We start from the raw sequence: 19,038 nt of genomic DNA on the forward strand, positions 1-19,038 counted from the left end.
CCATCATTTCCCGCCTGAGGTGGCCGAATGACGCCAGTCAACATCCCCACCACGCCAGCGGCGCCGCAAGTCTTGGTCAGCGATGTTCGCCAGCTCATCGAGAGTAGCCGCGCCCAACTGGCCAGCGCCGTCAACAACGCCCTCACTCTGTTGTATTGGCAAATTGGCCAACGCATCCGCAACGAGATGCTACAGGGCCAGCGCGCAGAATATGGCGAGCAGATTGTCTCGACACTGTCTAGACAATTGGCATGGAGCCACTTTCTGGAGCTCATTTACCTGAAAGACCCGCTCCAGCGCGACTTTTACACCCAAATGTGCAGTCAGGAGCGCTGGAGTGTCCGGCGCTTGCGCGAACGCAAGGACACCCTGCTGTTCGAGCGCACCGCGCTTTCGCGCCAACTGGTGGGGTGAGGCACGTGCGCCGAACAACCGCTGATTTTTGAATGAGATGACATCCTGATATGGCCAAAAGGAAAAAACTCATCGTCATGGTTTCCTCCACGGTATACGGCATCGAAGAACTGCTGGAGCGTATCTATGCCATCCTGACCCGTTTCGGCTATGAGGTGTGGATGTCGCACAAGGGCACCGTGCCGGTGATTTCGACCAAGAGCGCGTTCGAGAACTGCCTGCACGCCGTTGAACAGTGCGATCTGTTTCTGAGCTTGATCACCACGCATTACGGATCAGGAAAAGAGGATGCTGAGTCAAGATCGATTACCCATGAAGAACTTTTGTACGCCATTGAGTTGAACAAGCCCCGCTGGATTCTGGCGCACGACCAGGTGGTGTTTGCACGCACGCTGCTCAGCAATGTGGGTTACGACAATGCCAAGAAGCGCGCAGAGCTGAAAGTGAAGCGCAACCCTGTCATCGATGATCTGCGTGTAATCGATATGTACGAGGCGGCCATCCGCCACGAGGTACAATTCGCGGACCGCAAAGGCAATTGGGTGCAAAAATTCGGGACAGCCGATGACGCACAGTTGTATGCCAGCGCGCAGTTCTACCGCTATCAGGAGGTCGAGTGTTTCCTTGAAGAGCATTTCAAGAATCAGGCTGCGGTGGCGCAGCGCGCTGCGCAGGAGAAAAAGCCATGATTTCGGATTTCATCAGAAAACAAATCCGTCAGGGGGAAGGCAATGATACCGAGTTCAAGACCGATATCCATAACTTGGAAACCATTGCCAGAACGGTTTGCGCGTTTTTGAACACGCTGGGCGGCACGGTGTTTTGTGGCGTTGACGATAAGGGCAATCTCGTTGGCGTAGAGGACGCAAAAGACCACGTCCAAAAAATTCATGCCTATCTGCTAGAGAGTATCACTCCCAAAGCCTTGTTCACGGTCAATATCGACAACGAAGATGGAATGGACATTATTTCCATCGACGTACCAGAGGGCAAAGATCGCCCCTACGTGTTCGCCGGCAGCGTCTACGTGCGTGAAGGCGGTAGTACCCGAATGGCAGATGCAGAAAAACTGCGCGACATGGTTCAGTCGAAATCCGTAGCGGCAGAGCGTTGGGAGCGTCGGCCATCGATGGCAATGGAAGAAAGTGATCTGGATCGGGACGAGGTTCGCCGTACGGTGCAACAGGCCAAGGAGTCTGGCCGTTTCGCGTTTGCTAATGATGCTGACGATATTGCGATTTTGCAGGCGCTGGCCGTTTATTCAGCAAAAGGGTTTACCCAGGCGGCGGATGTGCTGTTTGCGAAAAACCCCGCGCTCCGTCACCCCCAGACTCGGGTTCGGGTAACACGCTTTGCTTCAGACAAAAGTGGCGATACCTATCTGGATGATCGGCTGTTGCAAGGGCCGTTGGTCAAGGTGTTTCAGCAAACCTTTGCAATTCTGTTGCAGCACGTTCGCTGGGAAACCCGCTTCCAGTCCGGCGACGTGCGTCGCACCGATCGACCGGACTATCCCTTTGAGGCATTGCGTGAAGGCTTGGTTAATGCGTTTGCACACCGAGACTATTCAGGGTTTTCGGGTGGCATCACGGTGGGTATTTATCCCCATCGGATCGAGATATGGAACTCCGGACACTTCCCGGAGGGGCTGCAACCTGCAGACCTGAAGAAAAATCATCCCTCATTGCCGACCAACCCGGACATTGCCCACGTGTTCTACTTGCGTGGCTTGATGGAGCGAATCGGGCGTGGCGGCCAGCTGATCATCAACGCCTGCCAAGATCACAGCCTGCCAACGCCCAAGTGGGTTGATCGGCCAACCGGCGTAACGCTAACGATTTTTGGGCGTACTGGGCACGAGAAAGAGCTCTTGTCACCCAACCCCCGACAACAAGCCTTGCTGGCACAATTAGAGCGCGGGGATCAAATTCGTCCTGGCGAGTACCACCAGCGGTATGCAGTGGATGTCTCTGATCGGCAGGCGCGCCGTGACTTGGTCGAGCTGGAGGAAGCGGGCTTGCTCTTGCGTATTGGTAAAGGAGCGAGCACCGTTTACCGTCGAACTGACCGGACATGATCCGGACATTGATCACTCCTAGTCCTGTGTCTTAGAAATGTTTCCAACCTACTGTCATGAAAGAAAGTTTGTGCTTTTGCTACCGATAAAAGCTTCAAGACCAGGTGCCGATCCGGACATGATCGGACATGTTCAGTGGCGCCTATATGCACAAGGTCGAGAGGTCTGCAGTGTGCCGTGGCAAAAACTTGGTAAATGCGGTACTGGCGGCGCGGCGGGTGTTTTGCTCAGGAACCCTGATAAGGCGTGGGATCAGCGATCCCCGCCTTTTGGAATCCTTCCCGGCGCAGGCGGCAACTGTCACAGCGGCCACAGGACCGACCCTCGGCATCGAGCTGGTAGCAGGAGCGGGTCATTCCGTAATCCACCCCCAAGCGGCTGCCGAGATGAATGATCTCGCTCTTGTTGAGAAACTGCAGCGGCGCATGGATACGCGGCCCGCGGGCCGCATCGCCGAGGCGGGTAGCCACCTGCGCCAACGCCTCAAAAGCCTGTACAAATTCTGGCCGGCAGTCGGGATAACCGCTGTAGTCCTGACTGTTCACCCCCAGAAAAATATCCCTGGCGTTCAGCACTTCCGCCAGCGCCAGCGCCAGCGACAAAAAGACGGTGTTGCGCGCGGGCACATAGGTGATGGGGATACCCGGCGCCAAGCCGGTCTCGGGAACGCTGAGTTGCGGGTCGGTCAGTGCCGAGCCGCCAAAAGCCGCCAGATCGATAGGCACCACCCGATGGCTGGCGACACCCATGGACTGCGCCAGCAGTGCCGCATAATGCAGTTCTTCTTTATGCCGCTGCCCGTAGTCAAAAGAGAGGGCGTGGACCGCAAAGCCATCCCGGCGCATGAGCGCCAGCACGGTGGCGGAATCCAGTCCGCCGGAGAGCAGCACGATGGCAGGTGTGGCAGGCGTCGGCATGATCAATGTCCGGGCAGGTCGCCCCAGATCAGTTTATGCAACTGAATCTGCAAGCGTACCGGCAGATGGTCGGCGAGTATCCATTCGGCGAGCTCGCGCAGGGCGAGCGCACCATGGCTGGGAGAAAAGAGTATTTCACAGCGTTCCGCCAATGCTTCCCGCACCAGCACGTCTTTGGCCCAGTCGTAATCGGCACGACTGCACAGCACGAATTTAATCTGGTCCTGCGGGTTGAGTAAGGGCAGGTTTTCCCATAGGTTGCGCTCGCACTCTCCGGAATCAGGACTTTTGAGATCGAGCACCTTCACCACCCGGGCATCCACTTCCGCCAGCGAAAGGGCACCGCTGGTTTCCAGAAAAACTTCATAGCCCGCATCGCAAAGCTGTGTCATCAGCGGCAACACATCGGCTTGCGCCAGCGGTTCGCCCCCCGTCACCACCACCAGCCGGTTTCCCCCCGCATGCACCTGTTCCAGAATTTCGGGGATCTGCCGCCATTCGCCACCATGAAACGCATAGGCCGTATCGCAGTAATGGCAACGCAAGGGGCAGCCCGTGAGACGCACAAACGTCGCGGGACGCCCGACGCTGCGGGTTTCCCCTTGCAGACTGTGAAAAATTTCCGTGATGCGGAGTCGCCCCTCCATCACTTTCCGGCGGGCAACGCCTGTAATTGCACATCCGCCTTCTGGGCCGATGGCGTGCTCGGATATTGCTTGATGATCTTGTCGAGTACAGCACGGGCTTTGCCGGGCTGGCCGATGGCTTGATAGATTTCGGACATGCGCAACATGGCTTCCGGCGCCTTGCTGCTTTGGGAGAAGCGCGCCTGCACGGCGTGGAGACTCTTCAGGGCGGCGTTATTCTGGCCTAACACATACTGTGCCTGTCCAAGCCAGTAGTACGCGTCAGGCACCAGGCTGCTCTGCGGATATTTCTGAATGAAGCCCTGCAATCCGGTGACGGCAGACCCGTACTTGCCTTGCCGCAGCAGATCGAAAGCCCGCTGATAATCGGCCTGCCCCAAACCCTGGACCGAGGGCGCGGACGTATTACTCGCTGCCGTAGCGACTGCGGCGGCCGGGCTGATGATGGCGGCACTGCTACCGACCGTGCTGCTGGTGCTGGCGGTTGGCGCCGTACCCGGCGCGGCCACAGCAAGCTGCGCAGCCATGGCTTGTACTTGGGCCGCAGTAGCTTGCTGCTGAGTTTGCAGGGCGTGGGTTTTGGTGTCGAGTTCGCCGCGCAGATCGCGGACTTCCTGTTCCAGACGCTGGGTGCGCCCGAGCAGATCAGCCAGTGCGCTCTGACTCCCCTTGTTGGCCTGCTGAACCGCCACCAGACTGCTCAGCTCGCCCTGCATGACCGCCATTTGCTGTTGCAACTGCAGCACTTTCTCGCCGGTTGACTCTGCCTGAGCGAAAGGGCTCAGGCAGAGCAAGGAAAGGACGGGGAAAAGATGCCAGCGTTTCATCAGCACACGCTCCTTGGCGTTCAGCCGTTATAGCCACCGCTGTAAACGAAGTCCACACGGCGGTTTTTGGCCCAGCAGGCAGAGTCGTTCGTGGTACACAAGGGATTATCCTTGCCAAAACTGACGGTGCTGACCCGCGCCGCACTGACGCCCTGGGATTCCAGGTACTGTTTCACCGTCTCGGCGCGCTGCTCTCCGAGGGCCAGGTTGTACTCCTGGGTACCGCGATCATCGGTGTTCCCCTCCAGGCGGACCTGAACGTGGGGGTGGGCAACCATGAACTGTGCATTCTGAGTGGCAATCTGCTGGGCTTGTGCATCCATGGATCCACTATTAAAGCCGAAATGCACCCGCAAATGCTGCGGCAACGCGGCCAGTTCGGCGGCAGTCAAGCCACTGCTGCCGCCGCCGATGGGGCCATTGGCATTGAGGTTCTGGCCGTTGATGCCTTCGCCGGCATAACCGGCCGTGGCCGCAGAATTGGCGGGGGCCACTGCACCGGCCGTAGTGGGTGCCCCGCTCCCCACGTTGTGCGCACAACCCGCCAGCGTCAGTGCTCCGGCCACCGCAACAACCACCTTCAGAAGATCAGAACGCATGTTTTCAACCCCCGCAAAAATTTCGGGAATTGTAGCCTGTAGCCAGAGACAATAGCAATGCGGCACGCACAACGACTTGACACCCTAGGCCACACCCCATAGGCTTGGGTCAAATTTCACTATGGGAATGGTGGAACAGACCGTGCAACGCCATGCCGAAGTGAAAATCCTCCGCCACGCCGCATGAGCATCGGACAACCCCGCATGAAGCACCCTATCCTCGTCGTCGGCGGTGCCGGTTACATCGGCTCGCACATGGCCAAGATGCTCGTCCAGAGTGGGCATGAAGTGCTCGTCCTGGATAATCTTTCTACGGGCTTTCGGGAAGCCGCCCGCTATGGCCGTTTGCTTGAAGGCGATCTGGCGGATACCGCGCTGCTGGAACGGGTTTTCGGGGAGACGCCCATTGCCGCCGTGATGCATTTTGCGGCGCTCAGTCAGGTAGGCGAGTCCATGCGCGAACCCGCCCGCTACTATCGCAATAATGTCGCCAATACCCAGAATCTACTGGAAACCATGCGCCGCTATAACGTGCGCCGCTTCATATTTTCATCCACGGCGGCATTGTTCGGGGAGCCGGAATATACCCCCATCGACGAGCAGCACCCCCAGCGCCCCATCAACCCCTATGGGCGCAGCAAGCGCATGGTGGAGGAGATGCTGGCGGATTACGAACGCGCTTACGGCCTGCGCTTCGTCAGCCTGCGTTACTTCAACGCCGCCGGAGCCGACCCGCAGGGCGAACTGGGTGAGCGCCACGATCCTGAGAGCCATTTAGCCCCCCTCGTGTTGCAGGCGGCCAGCGGTCGGCGGGCACAGATAGCCATTTACGGCGACGATTACCCCACACCGGACGGCACCTGCATCCGCGACTATATTCATGTCTGGGACCTGTGCAGCGCGCACCTGCTGGCTTTGGAGCATTTGCTGGCCGACGGGGAAAGCAATACCTTTAATTTGGGCAACGGTCAGGGCTTTTCGGTGCAGGAAGTCATTGATACCGCCCGGCGCGTTACCGGCCAAAGCATTCCCGCTGACATTCAGCCCCGCCGCCCCGGTGATCCCGCCGTGTTGGTGGCCGACAGCCAAAAGGCGCGCGATACCCTGAATTGGGAACCACGCTTTGCGGATTTGGCCGCGATGGTGGAGCATGCCTGGAGCTGGGAGCAGCAGAAAGGGAAGACGTGGTGATGGGGCCGCTCGCAAACGGCACACATAAGTGGCGGCGCCTTCAATAAGCCCCGTCCCGCCGCAAGACCACTTTGACTGTGCGCAACAAGATGACGATGTCGTACCAGAGCGTCCAGTTCTTGATATACCAGGAATCCAGATAAACTCTTTCCGTATATGTGGTGTTGGAGCGCCCGCTGACTTGCCAGAGGCCACTGATGCCTGGATGCACTAATTTATATAATTCTCCAACGTCTCCGTAATATTTTTGCAGTTCTTTAGCAGTAACCGGTCTTGGGCCAACAAGGCTCATCTCACCGCGCAGAACATTAAACAGTTGTGGCAATTCGTCCAGGCTCGTTTTTCTCAGGAATTCTCCTATGGAAGTAATGCGGGGATCATTTTTTAATTTAAAAGTGCGTTCATATTCTCCTTTTAACTCAGGATGAACGCAAAAGTACTCAACCAACCGTGCATCAGCATCAGTCACCATGCTTCTGAACTTGAGGCAGCCAAATGGCTTGCCGTTACGGCCGATACGCTCCTGAGCATAAAGTGCATGCCCACCATCCCCCATGCGGATGCGCCAGGCGATATAAAAAAGCAGCGGCGACAAGATCACCACGAGCAATAACGCCGCCACCAAATCAAAAAGGCGCTTGGTGACGCGCGGGCCAAGCCGGGCCAAGTTGTCCCGCACCCTCAGCATCAACACCTCATGGCTAAAGAAGTGCATGACCTCCATGCCAAAAAGCGGCAGGCCGCGCAAGGGCGGCGCGATGGTGAGGTTGGGATAACCAATGCCCAGGGAGCGCACCAGTCGTTCCTGGGCCTCCCACTGATCCATATCCAGCGCCAGCACCACATGGGGTTTGCCCAAACGGGCCAGGGTAGCCAAAGGATCCTCTCCCAGGGCCTCTATAGGCGCATGGGTGGGAAAGCTCCCGGCGGCCGGACTACACCCCCCCGGCACCAACACCCGTTGTACAGAATAACCCAGCATGGGCTCGCTGTTCAGGGCGCGGATGGCCTCGGCGGCGTTTTGCCCACAACCGATGACTACCACCGGCCGCACCCAGGCCCCCAGGCGCAGCAAGGTCACGCGCAACAGCCAACGCGTCATGGGCAAAAGTCCCAAAACCAGCACCCAGGTGGAAAAGAGCCATAACCGCGATAGTTGCCATTTGCCGGAAAAGGCAATGGCCGCGTTCAACGCCAACAAGAGAATGAACACCCCCAGCATTTCACCCGTCTCGTCCCAAAAGGCCTTGCGCCGGGAATAATGCCCCTTAACGGCAAAGGCCATAATGCCCAACGTCGATAGCACGAGAAAAAGCAGCTGGTTGATTTGCGCATGGCTACCCCACCAGTGGAGCAGCACCCAACCGGGATCTACATGGTAATAAAAAGCGTGAGAAAGGCGACCCAGATAAAAAGCCGCCCAAAGTGCCGCCATGTCGCCTAAGACGAGTATATAAGGCACCCATTGCAACCAGCGCACACGCGCACAGATTGTTACCTCGGATTTTATGATGCTCACCGCCATACCTCACCATCTAAATAATTAATGTCTTATATCATTATCGACCAGGAACCGTCCATGCATCCTTATCCTGTCGCTCGCTAATTATAGCGCTGAAATTGGAAAAGGACGCATGCCGTTATATTCCATTGCCGCTCACCAATTCGTCATGTTAGGATTCTTCCAAGGATAGCAGTAAACGAATTGCTCGGGGAGAAGATATGGCGCGACTTGTCTGGGCCGTGGGCGGTGTTATTGCTGCGATTATCGGGACGCCACTGGCATCCGCTGAAGGATGTTCATGGCTGGCTACCTATCCCTATGGGCAAGCGCCATCCCAAAAACTGATTGCCGCCGGGTTGGCACCTGGTTATCTGGAAAACACGGCGGCAACCGGGAGTGGCCCGACCAACGATTCGGCAATGACCTCGGAGCGCCCACTTGGCCCACAGTCGGCCATCATTCACACCCATCCCATAGCACCAGAAAATGTCCAGCCTACCATGCCCGCATGGTGGACCGAACCTTCCAATCTGCAACAGCCGCCGGTTCAGGGTCTGGTTCCGCCCCTCCCCCCCGGCAGCACACCCTGGTACGACACCCTCTGGGGGGTGGCCGGAATCGGAGTGGCTGCAACAGGTGCCACGATGTTTCTTGATCATGGCATCAACCATTACGTCGAGACCCACTTGAGCTATAGCTTCCGTAGCCATGTGCCGTTGAATATCGCCGACGCACTCACGGACAGCTCCCTGATATTTGCCGGAACGACCTGGTTTCAGAGCCCTTGGGCCAGCGCCAAACTGGCACATGCTTCCAGCGTCGCGCTCACCGCAGCGGCAATCACAACAGCGGAAGTTTTTTTGCTGAAATATGCCGTCGGGCGGGCAAGACCCAGCGGACCCAACAGCAGTTCCACGCAATATTATCCCTTCAGTTCGCGGTATCGGGTGATAACCACCAGCTTCCTTTTTAACAATAACGGCGGTCCAACCGCTTCCTTTCCTTCTGGCCATACCGCCATTGCCTTCGCGGTGATCACCCCCTATGCGCAGATTTATCACCAGCCCTGGCTGTATACGATCCCCTTTGCGGTAGGGATCACCCGTATTCTCGCGCAGGACGGTCATTGGGCATCGGATGTCGTCGCGGGTGGCTTTATCGGTTGGCTCACCGCTGATCTCACTAACCGCTATTTTGCCAAAAGTGACTATGGTTTCATGATATTTGGAGATGGCGTTGGCTTCTATGGCAAATTTTAATACCCAAAACAAAACGTCCTTATCGAGAACCCTCCGAGACAAGCATTTCTGGCGCAGTTGCTTATGGCTGGGGCTGATGAGCAGCGTCCTTACCGGCTGTGCGATCATGACCGGGTCGCCGGCACCGACCTATCCACAGCAAAAGCAGGCATTGCCCTCCGCAGTACTTTCCCAGCATGAAGATCATCTCTCCCCGGCGACCGTGGATCGCCTTCTGCACCGGAGTATCACCTATCATCTGGGGGCTGGGGACGTGGTATCCATCTCTGTCTACCTGCATCCGGATCTCTCCGTGCCCCAGCCGGGGATGGCTTCTACGGGGCTGATTGGGACCCTCGTCAGCAATGACGGGAACATTCAGCTTCCGCTGCTTGGCGTGGTCCATGTGGCGGGCATGACCACAAAGCAGTTACAGGCCCATCTGACCACACTCTATGCGCGGTATATCATTGATCCCAAGGTGTCCGTCCAGCTCCAAGTCACCCACAGCATTCGCTACTACCTGCTTGGCCAGTTCACCAAGCCAGGGCTCGTATATTCCGACCGCCCCCTGAATGTGCTGGAGGCCATGGCGCTGGGCGGCTCCGTCAATCTGGCCCAGGCCAATCTGCGTAGCGCCTATGTAGTACAAGATGGCCGAAAACTGCCAGTGAATTTTCATCGACTGATCGTGGCGGGTGATTTGCAACAAAATATCCCATTGCAAACCGGAGACACGGTGGTGGTCCCCAGCGTGTCCACCATGCGCGCTTATGTGTTTGGCGCCGTGGTAACGCCGGGGGCGGTCCCCTTTGTCAATGGCCGCCTGAGTTTGTTGCAGGCGTTGTCTGATGCGGGAATGAACGTGAATAACCTCACTATCGCGCGTCTGAGCGAAATCCGCATCATCCGCTCAGAAGGTGCTACCGGACAATTCTATGTAGTGAATGCCCGGCGCATCCTGGAAGGCAAAGCGGCACCATTCTACCTCAAGTCTGGGGATATCGTTTTTGTGCCGCAAACGGACATCAGCAGTTGGAACCAGGCGCTGCAACTTTTACTGCCCTCGCTGCAAGCCATCAGTGCGGTCCTGAATCCGTTTGTTTCTATCAAATATTTAACTAAATAGGAAGGGTTACGTGCCGGATAAACACGCGCCAGAGAAAACACAACACGTCACCATGGATGTTTCCCAGAGGCCCTTGAATGCGGGTCGCGATGCTGAGCGCGACGAAATCGAGCTCGAGCCGGTATTACACGCCATTAAAATCGGCTGGAAATGGCCGGTCATTATGGGGGGTGGATTAGCTATTCTAACGGTGATTGTGGTTCTTATGAGTCGGCCAGAATTCATGGCTGGTGGATCACTCTATCTGGCCAGCGTAGAAAAAAACCAGTCCCTTTCCTCTGAAGCCGCCAGCAGTATTTCTCTGCTTACTGGCCTCGCGCACGGTTCCAATATGGAAACCCAAGTCGAAATCATCAGCAGCAGGGATATGGTAAAGCGGGCCATCCTATCCGCAGGGATCAATTCCGAGGTTTGGAGAGCCGGACAGCGCCCCGCCTTGACTTTTGCTGGTTGGAAACTCGGCGGTGAGACCCTTTCTCTGTACGACCCAGCCCCGGATGCGTTGCGTGCGCTCTATGGGAATATAACCGATCCTAACTTAAAGAAAAAAAAGCTTACCATACGCTTTGGCCACGGTGGGCAATATCAGATTCTTCATCATGGGCTGGCATTACTTACTGGCCAACTCGACCAGCCGGCCGTTGGTCCAGGATTACGTCTGATCTTGCGTGCCGTACACGCCCACTATGTACCCCCAGTCCATGCGGAATACCGTATCCGTATAGAGAACGCTATGGAGGCTTATGACACCATGATCAAAACCGGAGCAATTTCGGTTACTCAGGATGGGCGTATAGGCGGGGGTGGTAAAAAGACTAGCTATCTGGTGGATATACACTACAAAAGTAGTGATCCCTTCGCTGCCGAGCGCTTCGTAAGTGAACTTATGCACACGTATCTGAGCGAAACCCAGTCCTGGAGCACCGACCAAGCAGGGGCCAGCTATAATTACCTGAGTCGGCAATTGGAAAAAATTCGCACGGCCCTTACCACTGCCGATGCCCGTCTTGCCAGCTACCAGAGCAAGAGCGGCGTGATTGCCGTTTCCGCTGGCGCCAAAGCCATGATCGGCCAATTGGCTAACTACGAAACTCAGCGTTCCCAAGCCAAGATCACCCTCTATAGCCTGACGCAAATCCGCAAGGCTCTGACCCAGCCCAGCGGGGCTTTGAACCCTTACTTGCTTAGCAGCATCCAGGACCCTGTCTTAGACAAACTCAGCGGCCACTTGGTCGCGGCTCAGAGTGAAGTCAGTTCTTTGCAAAAGCTGTATACCAGCGCCGCTCCGCAGATGATACAGGCCCAGGCCAAACTTACCACCATCCGCTCCGCCATCAGCGAACTCGTCCAAAACCAGGAGCAGATGGCGACGCAACAACTACAGTCCATCAACAGCATCATTGCACAGCATCAGACCAAGATGGCCACTTTTCCTCACTCCGAATTGGAAGTCATCTCTTTGACACGCTCCAGCGAAGTGCTGGGTAAGCTCTATATGTTCCTCCTGCAAAAGCAGGAAGAGGCGGCCATCAACAAGGCCAGCACTCTCACTAAAAACCGGATATTGGACACCGCCCTGGTGCGTGACCGTCCAGTTGCGCCCAACGCCAAAAAGGATGTCGTATTGTTTGGCTTGCTGGGCGTGTTTCTGGGCATGGGCATCGTCGTCGGTCGCTACCTCCTGCACCCCGGCTTTCGCAGCGATGAAGAGTTACGCCGCCGCTACCCCTTCCTCCCCGTATATGGGCTGCTCCCCTTGGCACACCAGGTTTTCCGTAGCAAAGCATCGATGTTCCAGATGCCGGAGCCGCGCTCCGGTTATGGCGAAGCACTGCGCCTGCTCCGCGGCAACTTTTATCTGGCCGCCGGGGACGGTGGCGGGCAGGTTGTCGCATTAACCTCGGCCATCCCCAGTGATGGCAAAAGCACACTAGCCTTTCAACTCGCCGTGGCCCTGGCCCAGGATGGCAAAAAGGTCCTCCTGATGGATGCCGACCTACGCAATCCCCATGCCCATCTGGCCTTCAATGTGACCCAGGAACCCGGCTTAGCGGGCGTCCTCGCCGGTCGCTCCACTTGGCAGGAGGTGCTGCATCACCTGCAAGGCATAGGTATCGACCTGATCACCGCCGGCAATATCCCTCCCAATCCCAGTGAACACCTGGGTTCTGGTAAGATGGGCCAATTACTGGCCGATCTGCGTCCCCATTACGACTATGTCCTGATGGACACGCCGCCGTTCCCCATGGTCGGTGACCTATTGATAATCGGCCCGCTTGCCGATCGTCTGCTAACGATTGCCAAGGTCGAACACACTCCGCGCCGTGCATACCAGGAGCATTTGCAAGGAATTCTCAGCCTGGACCGACCTCTGGGCCTGATCATCAATGGCATCCGTGTCCAAGGGAGCTATGGCTATGGCTATGGCTATGGCGTTGATGTCAACAGCGAATCATTACAGCCCACTGTTAGTGGATGGCGTTCGCTACTGAAGCGTCTGGGTAAGAAACGGTGATGCGGGCGCTGCGCCGCTTCTGGCCAACCGCATCCCCGGCAGCTTCGCTACGGGAACCCGCAGCAGCGACCTGGGATTTTCATTGCCACTTGCTTCCGGCAGTGGATGACGGACTGCGCAGCCTGGAGGAAACGCAAGCCGCCATCGAGAGCATGCGCGCCCTCGGTTACCGGGGGGCCGTGCTTACCCCGCATATCTATCCAGGTGTCTATGACAATACCCCCGAACAGCTTCGCGAAGCCTTCCATACCCTGCAGCAGAGTGTCGGCAGCGGATTCAGCCTACATTTGGCCGCCGAATACTTTGTAGATGAAACCATTTTTGATGCCATTGCCCGCGACAATTTGTTGTATCTGGCCGTAGGGAAAAGAAAACTTGTATTGGTGGAATTCCCTGCCCTTATGCTAGCTCCGCGTGGCATGGATGTGCTCGTAACGCTGAGCAACGCCGGGTATCAACCCGTACTGGCACATGTGGAGCGATATCGCTACATTCAGTTCGGGAGATCGGAATGGCTGCCAAAAATAGAGCAGTCTGGCGCCTGGTTGCAGTGCGATATTGGGAGCCTGGTTGGACAGTACGGTCCGCATCCACAAGCCTTCGCACGTTGGCTTTTGGATCATGAACTTCCAACACTTTGGGGAACAGACCTACATCGTACCGCACAATTGGAGCGCTATATAGCACCAGGATTGGCCTTGTTGGTGAAGAGCGGACAAGGGATTAATACCGTTCTAGAGGAATTGGCTGCATGACAGCGGCTTTCACCGCAACGGCACCATGCTGTTCAAGCGGTTTTAGCTGATGGATTCAGCGATTATCAAACGCATCCTGCACGGTTTGGGCGCTAATGCCTACGGTCAAGTGGTGATCGTTATCATTCAACTAGCTAGTGTGCCAATCCTGCTGCATTACTGGGGAGTGACGCTCTATGGCGAATGGATGATTCTGTTCGCTGTTCCTGCTTATCTGTCTATGACCGATCTCGGGTTCTCACTATCCGCGGCCAATGACATGACGGCGCGCATGGCCCGCGGCGACACCGCAGGTACATTGGTGGTGTTTCAAAGTCTGTCAGCACTGGTTTATAGCGTGGCCCTGGCAGGGCTAGCCATTTCCGCACTGCTCATCGCAACGCTACCAATCCAGGACTGGCTGCATTTTACCGAGCTCCCAATATCGGACGTTCGCTGGGTTCTGTGGCTACTGGCTGCGGAAGTGCTCATCAAACTGGCGGATGGCGTCAACCATGCCGGATTTCGCGCGAATGGGGAATACCCATTACATGTCGGCATCTACTACACGGCATTGCTGGTGCAACAATCTGGCGTATGGCTGGCAGCCGCTTTTGGCCACGGCCTGCTGGTAGCCGCAGCCTGGTTCTTCGCGGTTCGCGTGTTGGTGACACCATCCGTCGCCGTGTTGCTATTTCATCGACATCGTTCCCTCAAGCCCGGTTTTGCGCACGCCCGCCTGACAGAATTGCGGGCCTTGGCACAACCTGCGCTGGCAAACGTCGCCATGCCGCTGGCGCAGGCACTCAATATCCAGGGTATGGTGCTGGTAGTGGGAACTGCACTGGGACCCGCGGCAGTGGTGACATTCTCCGTGCTGCGTACACTCACGCGTCTCGCTCTACAGATGGTTTTGTCTGTCAGCCATGCGGTTGAGCCGGAATTAGCGCGTGCGTGGGGCGCGCAGGATATGTCCCTGCTGCGCGGGCTATATGCGCACAGCCTGCGCGCCGGTTTCTGGCTGGCGCTGATTGTGGCCATGGCATTGCATTTTATGGGTGGATGGATTGTGCTGCTGTGGACGCATGGCAAGGTACGGATAGATACGCAGTTGTTCGATTGGCTGTTGTTGTCCGCCGTAGCGAGTGTGTTTTGGTACAACGGCCTGAATCTGCTCAAAGCCGCCAATCGTCATCTGCGCCCCGCAGTCTGGTACGTCATCTCGTCACTGCTGGCCGTCATGGTGGCCATGCTGTTGTTGCGCACGACCGGCATCCTGTCCGATGCGGGACTTGCGCTATTGCTGATGGATGCCCTCATGACGGTCTATCTGCTGCGTCAGGCAAGCGCGCTGGTGCGATTGCCTGTAGCGGCTATGTTGGGGGCCATGCTGGATATCCGCCCTTATCTGAAACGACTCATGACACGGAGTACACATGCCCTCTGACGACCCACGCGCGATCTACCGCGAACGCATCTATGCTGGATATGTCAGCGCCCGCGACCGCCCGCTTGCGCCCACCAACCTTGATGGGTTGGCGCCGCGGCTGCCGTACTTCAGACAGATGATCCGGCGGCATTTCCCAGAGAACACTCATGCCGCCATTCTTGAACTCGGCTGCGGTCACGGCACTTTGCTTTATGCCCTCCAACAAGCTGGCTACCGCAATGCTCGCGGCGTGGATGGATCCCCGGAACAGGTAGGCGCTGCCCGGCGCCTGGGTATCCAGGGCGTCAGCGAGGGCAATGTGATGGATGTGCTGCGGGAAACCTCCGCCGCCTCGCAGGATGTGGTGGTGGCCTTTGATCTGATTGAGCATTTTACCAAAGTCGAACTCGTCGGGCTGATCGACGCGGTGCACCGCGTGCTCAAGCCGGACGGGCGCTGGATCATCCATGTACCTAATGCGGAAGGGCCATTTGGTAGCCGTATGCGTTATGGGGATTACACGCACGAACTGGCCTTCACGCGACAGTCCTTGGCGCAGGTGCTTTTGAGCAGCGGATTTTCGGGAGTGCGTTGCTTCGAGGATCGCCCGGTGCTGCATGGCTTGAAAAGCCTGGTCCGCGCTGGGTGGTGGACCGTGATCCGCGCTGGGCTGCTGTTCTACATTGCGGTCGAAACCGGCGCTTTCGATCACAGTGCGGTGTTCTCGCAAAACCTGCTCGCCGTGGCTCGACGGGAGATGTGATGCGTATTGCCTACATCGGCCAGGAACGGGGGGGGGACATCGCTGCATCGTGCGCTGGAACAGCTCGGCCATGAAGTACGCATCATCGATCCCTGGCTTTGGCTTGGCAACTCGAAATGGATGGGGCGCTGGCATTCGGTTTCGCAACTATCTCAGGACCGTCTCTTACTATACCTTGCTCGCACTGGTGCGCCAGCCGAATTTCGTGGAGGCGCAGGCGAGGGGTGTACCGCATGCTCAATGAAATGGTGATGGCGCAACTACTTAATAAAACGCAACAAGTTTTTCAGGAGGAGCGGTGAATCGCGCTATATCCAGCCGCTGGATAATGCAATTGAACGCGCGCAAGATGGGGCTGTATCTTGGCGTGTCTGCACTCGTGGCTTTAGCACTGCAACTGGCGATGGGGTCATCTATCGTGCTCGTCCTGTTGGCTTTGATTAGTGTGGCGACCGGGCTGCTGGCATTTATGAGCCTCGGTGCCTATAACGCTGGCGCATGGCTGGCACTGTTTTACATGTTGGGCAATGTGTTGGTGGCAACAGATGCGAAAACCCTGATGGGTCAGACGCTGGGTAGTCACCTTTACGCCCCGGTAGATTCTTTTTTGGTGCTCGCTGTTAGCAGTACGGCGTTATTTGTAGCATTACTAATCGTGCGCAAGCTTGATCTCGGTGTGCCTTTACTCCGGCCAGCGGAGGCGCCGCACGAGTTGCGCTGGCTATCCTGGGGTGGCTTCGTGCTGGGCGTGGTGTTCTGGTTTGTCAATCAGCACTTTCAGCAGCCGGGTGGTAGCGGTTTCGGTGGCTTCGCAATATTTCGCGACTTGCTGTTGATGGCCGTGATCGCACGCACGGCACTGCTGCTGAATTGCAGCGGCGACCGCCGTGCGTTCGACGTGCCGCTGGGCCTGATCATTGCGGTCGGCGTATTTCTGGGGGTATTGAGCAACACCAAGGCGCAAGCGGCTTATCCGGTGATCAGCTACTTTGCCACCATGCTGTTCTACAGGCGCGGACTACCTGTGCGGCAAATCGTCGCGTTTGCAATTGGCGCGGGGATATTCCTCATGGTATTCGTACCCATGATCCAGGCTTGGCGCTATATGGGACAGCAACAAATGGACGTACGGCAGCGCATTACTCTGATAGCCGAAGGAGCGGCTGCCGTGATTCAAGGTGGTCAGCTTGATCATTACGACGAACTTGGCGAAATCGAATTTCGCGGTGGCAGTTATTACAACTATTTCGGCGGCAACGGACGTGGGCAGCAGGTACTTGGCCGCTATGCCTCAGTACAACAAATCGACCCGGTGATCGCGGAGGTCAATAGACAAGGGCCGATAGGTGGCTCGGTCATTTGGCCCGCCTTGACCCGGTTGCTGCCGAAAATCGTCTACTCGGACAAGCCGAAGTACACCGAGGCTTATCACATCGTAGCCGACTTGGGCTTGATCAATCCGGCGGGTGGGAAATTTCCCACCGTGCCTCTCGCCGGGCAGGCCTATGCTGGCTACGGTGTCATGGGTGTGCTGTTGATTCCATTTTTTACCTTTTTTGTGTTTCTAGCCACCTTGAAAAAATTGGGCTGGAATTTACATCGCAACGTCTATGCTATATTTTTCTATATGCAATTCCTTATTGTGTATGCTGGACAAGGTACTCTCAACCAGTACGCAGGATTTGTTTTACGTAGTGCACCGTTATTTTTCGCATTGTTCTGGTTACTCAGGCGGCTGTCACATGTTCGCTGGGGTGGAATTCCTGACATGCCCGGGGGACACTCTATGGAAAGGTGAGTCCACCGTACCAATACTGGTTAATCGGTGCGCGACCGCGTGGATGTACGTTTGATAGGCATGTGGGCAGCGATGCCTGATATAAATTCGCCCCGAATTGGCAGGGATATTTGATGCGCAGGTCCAGCATGACACATTTCATTGGCATGTAAGAGAGATTTATGAACGTTGAGGCGCCTAATATCCTAATCTATCGTCTCGGATCACTTGGCGATACTATCGTCGCCCTGCCGGCCTTGCGCTTGATTGAGCGCGCCTTCCCGCATGCTCAACGTTGGATGCTAACTAACTTTAGCGTGAACGCAAAGGCAGCCCCCATGGCGCAGATACTTGATGGTACTGGGTTGGTGCATAATTACCTTGAGTATCCCGTTGGCTTGCGTAACCTGCGCGGCATATTGCATCTACGCCAAAGCATTCGCAAACTACGGCCTATCGCTTTAGTCTATTTAGCTGAACCGCGAGGTCTTATAAAAGCACTGCGTGACGCTGCATTTTTTCGAACTTGTGGCATTCAACGGTTGATCGGTGTTCCATACACCCAAAGATTCCAGCGCCCGCTTCGAGTCGATGGACAACATTACGAGTATGAAGGCGCACGATTGTTGCGGTGCTTGCACACACTGGGTAATTTCCGAGTGAATGAAGATACTTTTCAGCTCGAATTATCTAATTCTGAGCACGAAAAATCTTTAATGGTCTTTTCTTCACAGAATATAGGTACGCATGCATTGGCCGTAAGTATTGGGACCAAGTTCAACGTGAATGACTGGGGTGACGAAAATTGGAAGGCATTGTTAGCGTTTCTTAGTAGGCGTCTACCGAATTGGACTCTTCTCACGTTGGGTGCGAACGATGAGCGCATCCGCAGTGCGGAACTAATGACTTATTGGCGTGGTCCGTCAATTAATCTGTGCGGCCAATTAAGCGTTAGAGAATCTGCAACAGTGCTCCAGAAATCTCGTTTTTTCATCGGACACGATAGCGGACCCATGCACCTTGCTGCCGCTGTGGGTACACCCTGCGTCGCCATCTTCAGCTCTAGAAATCTACCGGGCATATGGTTTCCCTTTGGTAAGCAACACCGCGTGTTGTATCAACCAATGCCGTGCCAGGGATGTAACCTGGAAGTCTGTGAAAAATACGATAAAGCATGTATTAAATCAATCAGGGTGAGAGATGTTATGGACGCCGTTGCCGGAATTTTGGGATTCGATACGTTATGTGCGGATTAGCAGGCATCGCTCTTCATGAGC

At 56.2% G+C, this 19,038-nt stretch carries 17 protein-coding genes; 12 read left to right on the plus strand and 5 right to left on the minus strand.

Annotated elements, in window-relative coordinates; translation table 11 throughout:
* Positions 1 to 27 precede the first annotated feature (27 nt).
* From M0P56_RS08740 to M0P56_RS08750, 3 genes are read left to right on the plus strand one after another with little or no spacing between them, the layout of a single operon-like run.
* The gene (locus M0P56_RS08740) at positions 28 to 414 is read left to right on the plus strand and encodes a DUF1016 N-terminal domain-containing protein (RefSeq protein ID WP_291509663.1); all 387 of its coding nucleotides are present in this window, start codon (positions 28 to 30) and stop codon (positions 412 to 414) included.
* A gap of 50 nt (positions 415 to 464) precedes the next feature.
* A complete protein-coding gene (locus tag M0P56_RS08745) occupies positions 465 to 1,103 on the plus strand; it encodes a DUF4062 domain-containing protein (protein WP_291509664.1) in 639 nt (212 codons plus the stop codon).
* Positions 1,100 to 2,491 carry an RNA-binding domain-containing protein gene (locus M0P56_RS08750; RefSeq protein ID WP_291509665.1) on the plus strand — a complete coding sequence of 464 codons (1,392 nt, stop codon included), beginning with the start codon at positions 1,100 to 1,102 and terminating at the stop codon, positions 2,489 to 2,491. The genes M0P56_RS08745 and M0P56_RS08750 overlap by 4 nt, the downstream gene beginning before the upstream one ends.
* Before the next feature lie 227 nt (positions 2,492 to 2,718).
* Here M0P56_RS08750 and queC read toward each other — a convergent pair whose 3' ends face one another.
* From queC to pal, 4 genes are read right to left on the minus strand one after another with little or no spacing between them, the layout of a single operon-like run.
* Positions 2,719 to 3,408 carry a 7-cyano-7-deazaguanine synthase QueC gene (gene queC / locus M0P56_RS08755; protein ID WP_291509666.1) on the minus strand — a complete coding sequence of 230 codons (690 nt, stop codon included), beginning with the start codon at positions 3,406 to 3,408 and terminating at the stop codon, positions 2,719 to 2,721.
* Between the two features lie 2 nt (positions 3,409 to 3,410).
* Positions 3,411 to 4,055, minus strand: a complete 645-nt coding sequence (gene queE, locus M0P56_RS08760) for a 7-carboxy-7-deazaguanine synthase QueE (protein ID WP_291509667.1) — start codon at positions 4,053 to 4,055, stop codon at positions 3,411 to 3,413.
* Positions 4,055 to 4,882, minus strand: a complete 828-nt coding sequence (gene ybgF, locus M0P56_RS08765; protein WP_291509668.1) for a tol-pal system protein YbgF — start codon at positions 4,880 to 4,882, stop codon at positions 4,055 to 4,057. Before ybgF ends, queE begins: the two co-directional genes overlap by 1 nt.
* Positions 4,883 to 4,902: 20 nt before the next feature.
* Positions 4,903 to 5,481: a peptidoglycan-associated lipoprotein Pal gene (gene pal / locus M0P56_RS08770; protein WP_291509669.1), complete on the minus strand. Its 579-nt coding sequence runs from the start codon at positions 5,479 to 5,481 to the stop codon at positions 4,903 to 4,905.
* A 204-nt stretch (positions 5,482 to 5,685) separates the two neighbouring features.
* On the opposite strand from pal, the gene galE reads away from it, so the two are divergent.
* Complete coding sequence (gene galE, locus M0P56_RS08775; RefSeq protein WP_291509670.1) at positions 5,686 to 6,672, plus strand: UDP-glucose 4-epimerase GalE; 987 nt, start codon at positions 5,686 to 5,688, stop codon at positions 6,670 to 6,672.
* Positions 6,673 to 6,712: 40 nt separating this feature from the next.
* On the opposite strand, the gene wbaP is transcribed toward galE, so the two are convergent.
* Positions 6,713 to 8,182, minus strand: coding sequence for an undecaprenyl-phosphate galactose phosphotransferase WbaP (wbaP, locus tag M0P56_RS08780; protein ID WP_291509866.1), 1,470 nt, complete (start codon positions 8,180 to 8,182; stop codon positions 6,713 to 6,715).
* A gap of 212 nt (positions 8,183 to 8,394) precedes the next feature.
* Between wbaP and M0P56_RS08785 the strand changes: the two genes are divergently transcribed.
* The 8 genes from M0P56_RS08785 to M0P56_RS08820 all read left to right on the plus strand — a co-directional run bounded on the left by M0P56_RS08785 (position 8,395) and on the right by M0P56_RS08820 (position 19,017).
* Positions 8,395 to 9,435, plus strand: coding sequence for a phosphatase PAP2 family protein (locus M0P56_RS08785; protein WP_291509671.1), 1,041 nt, complete (start codon positions 8,395 to 8,397; stop codon positions 9,433 to 9,435).
* A 76-nt stretch (positions 9,436 to 9,511) separates the two neighbouring features.
* Entirely contained in the window at positions 9,512 to 10,543 is a 1,032-nt protein-coding gene (locus M0P56_RS08790; protein ID WP_291509672.1) for a polysaccharide biosynthesis/export family protein, read from the plus strand.
* 10 nt (positions 10,544 to 10,553) lie between these two features.
* Positions 10,554 to 13,058: a polysaccharide biosynthesis tyrosine autokinase gene (locus M0P56_RS08795; RefSeq protein ID WP_291509673.1), complete on the plus strand. Its 2,505-nt coding sequence runs from the start codon at positions 10,554 to 10,556 to the stop codon at positions 13,056 to 13,058.
* Positions 13,058 to 13,813, plus strand: coding sequence for a CpsB/CapC family capsule biosynthesis tyrosine phosphatase (locus tag M0P56_RS08800; protein ID WP_291509674.1), 756 nt, complete (start codon positions 13,058 to 13,060; stop codon positions 13,811 to 13,813). The genes M0P56_RS08795 and M0P56_RS08800 overlap by 1 nt, the downstream gene beginning before the upstream one ends.
* A gap of 49 nt (positions 13,814 to 13,862) precedes the next feature.
* Positions 13,863 to 15,239, plus strand: coding sequence for a hypothetical protein (locus M0P56_RS08805; RefSeq protein WP_291509675.1), 1,377 nt, complete (start codon positions 13,863 to 13,865; stop codon positions 15,237 to 15,239).
* Complete coding sequence (locus tag M0P56_RS08810; RefSeq protein WP_291509676.1) at positions 15,229 to 15,984, plus strand: bifunctional 2-polyprenyl-6-hydroxyphenol methylase/3-demethylubiquinol 3-O-methyltransferase UbiG; 756 nt, start codon at positions 15,229 to 15,231, stop codon at positions 15,982 to 15,984. Before M0P56_RS08805 ends, M0P56_RS08810 begins: the two co-directional genes overlap by 11 nt.
* A 298-nt stretch (positions 15,985 to 16,282) precedes the next feature.
* Positions 16,283 to 17,782 carry a hypothetical protein gene (locus M0P56_RS08815; RefSeq protein WP_291509677.1) on the plus strand — a complete coding sequence of 500 codons (1,500 nt, stop codon included), beginning with the start codon at positions 16,283 to 16,285 and terminating at the stop codon, positions 17,780 to 17,782.
* Between the two features lie 161 nt (positions 17,783 to 17,943).
* Entirely contained in the window at positions 17,944 to 19,017 is a 1,074-nt protein-coding gene (locus tag M0P56_RS08820; protein ID WP_291509678.1) for a glycosyltransferase family 9 protein, read from the plus strand.
* Positions 19,018 to 19,038 lie beyond the last annotated feature (21 nt).

It is taken from the genome of Acidithiobacillus sp. (assembly GCF_023229925.1).
Taxonomy (GTDB): Bacteria; Pseudomonadota; Gammaproteobacteria; order Acidithiobacillales; family Acidithiobacillaceae; genus Acidithiobacillus.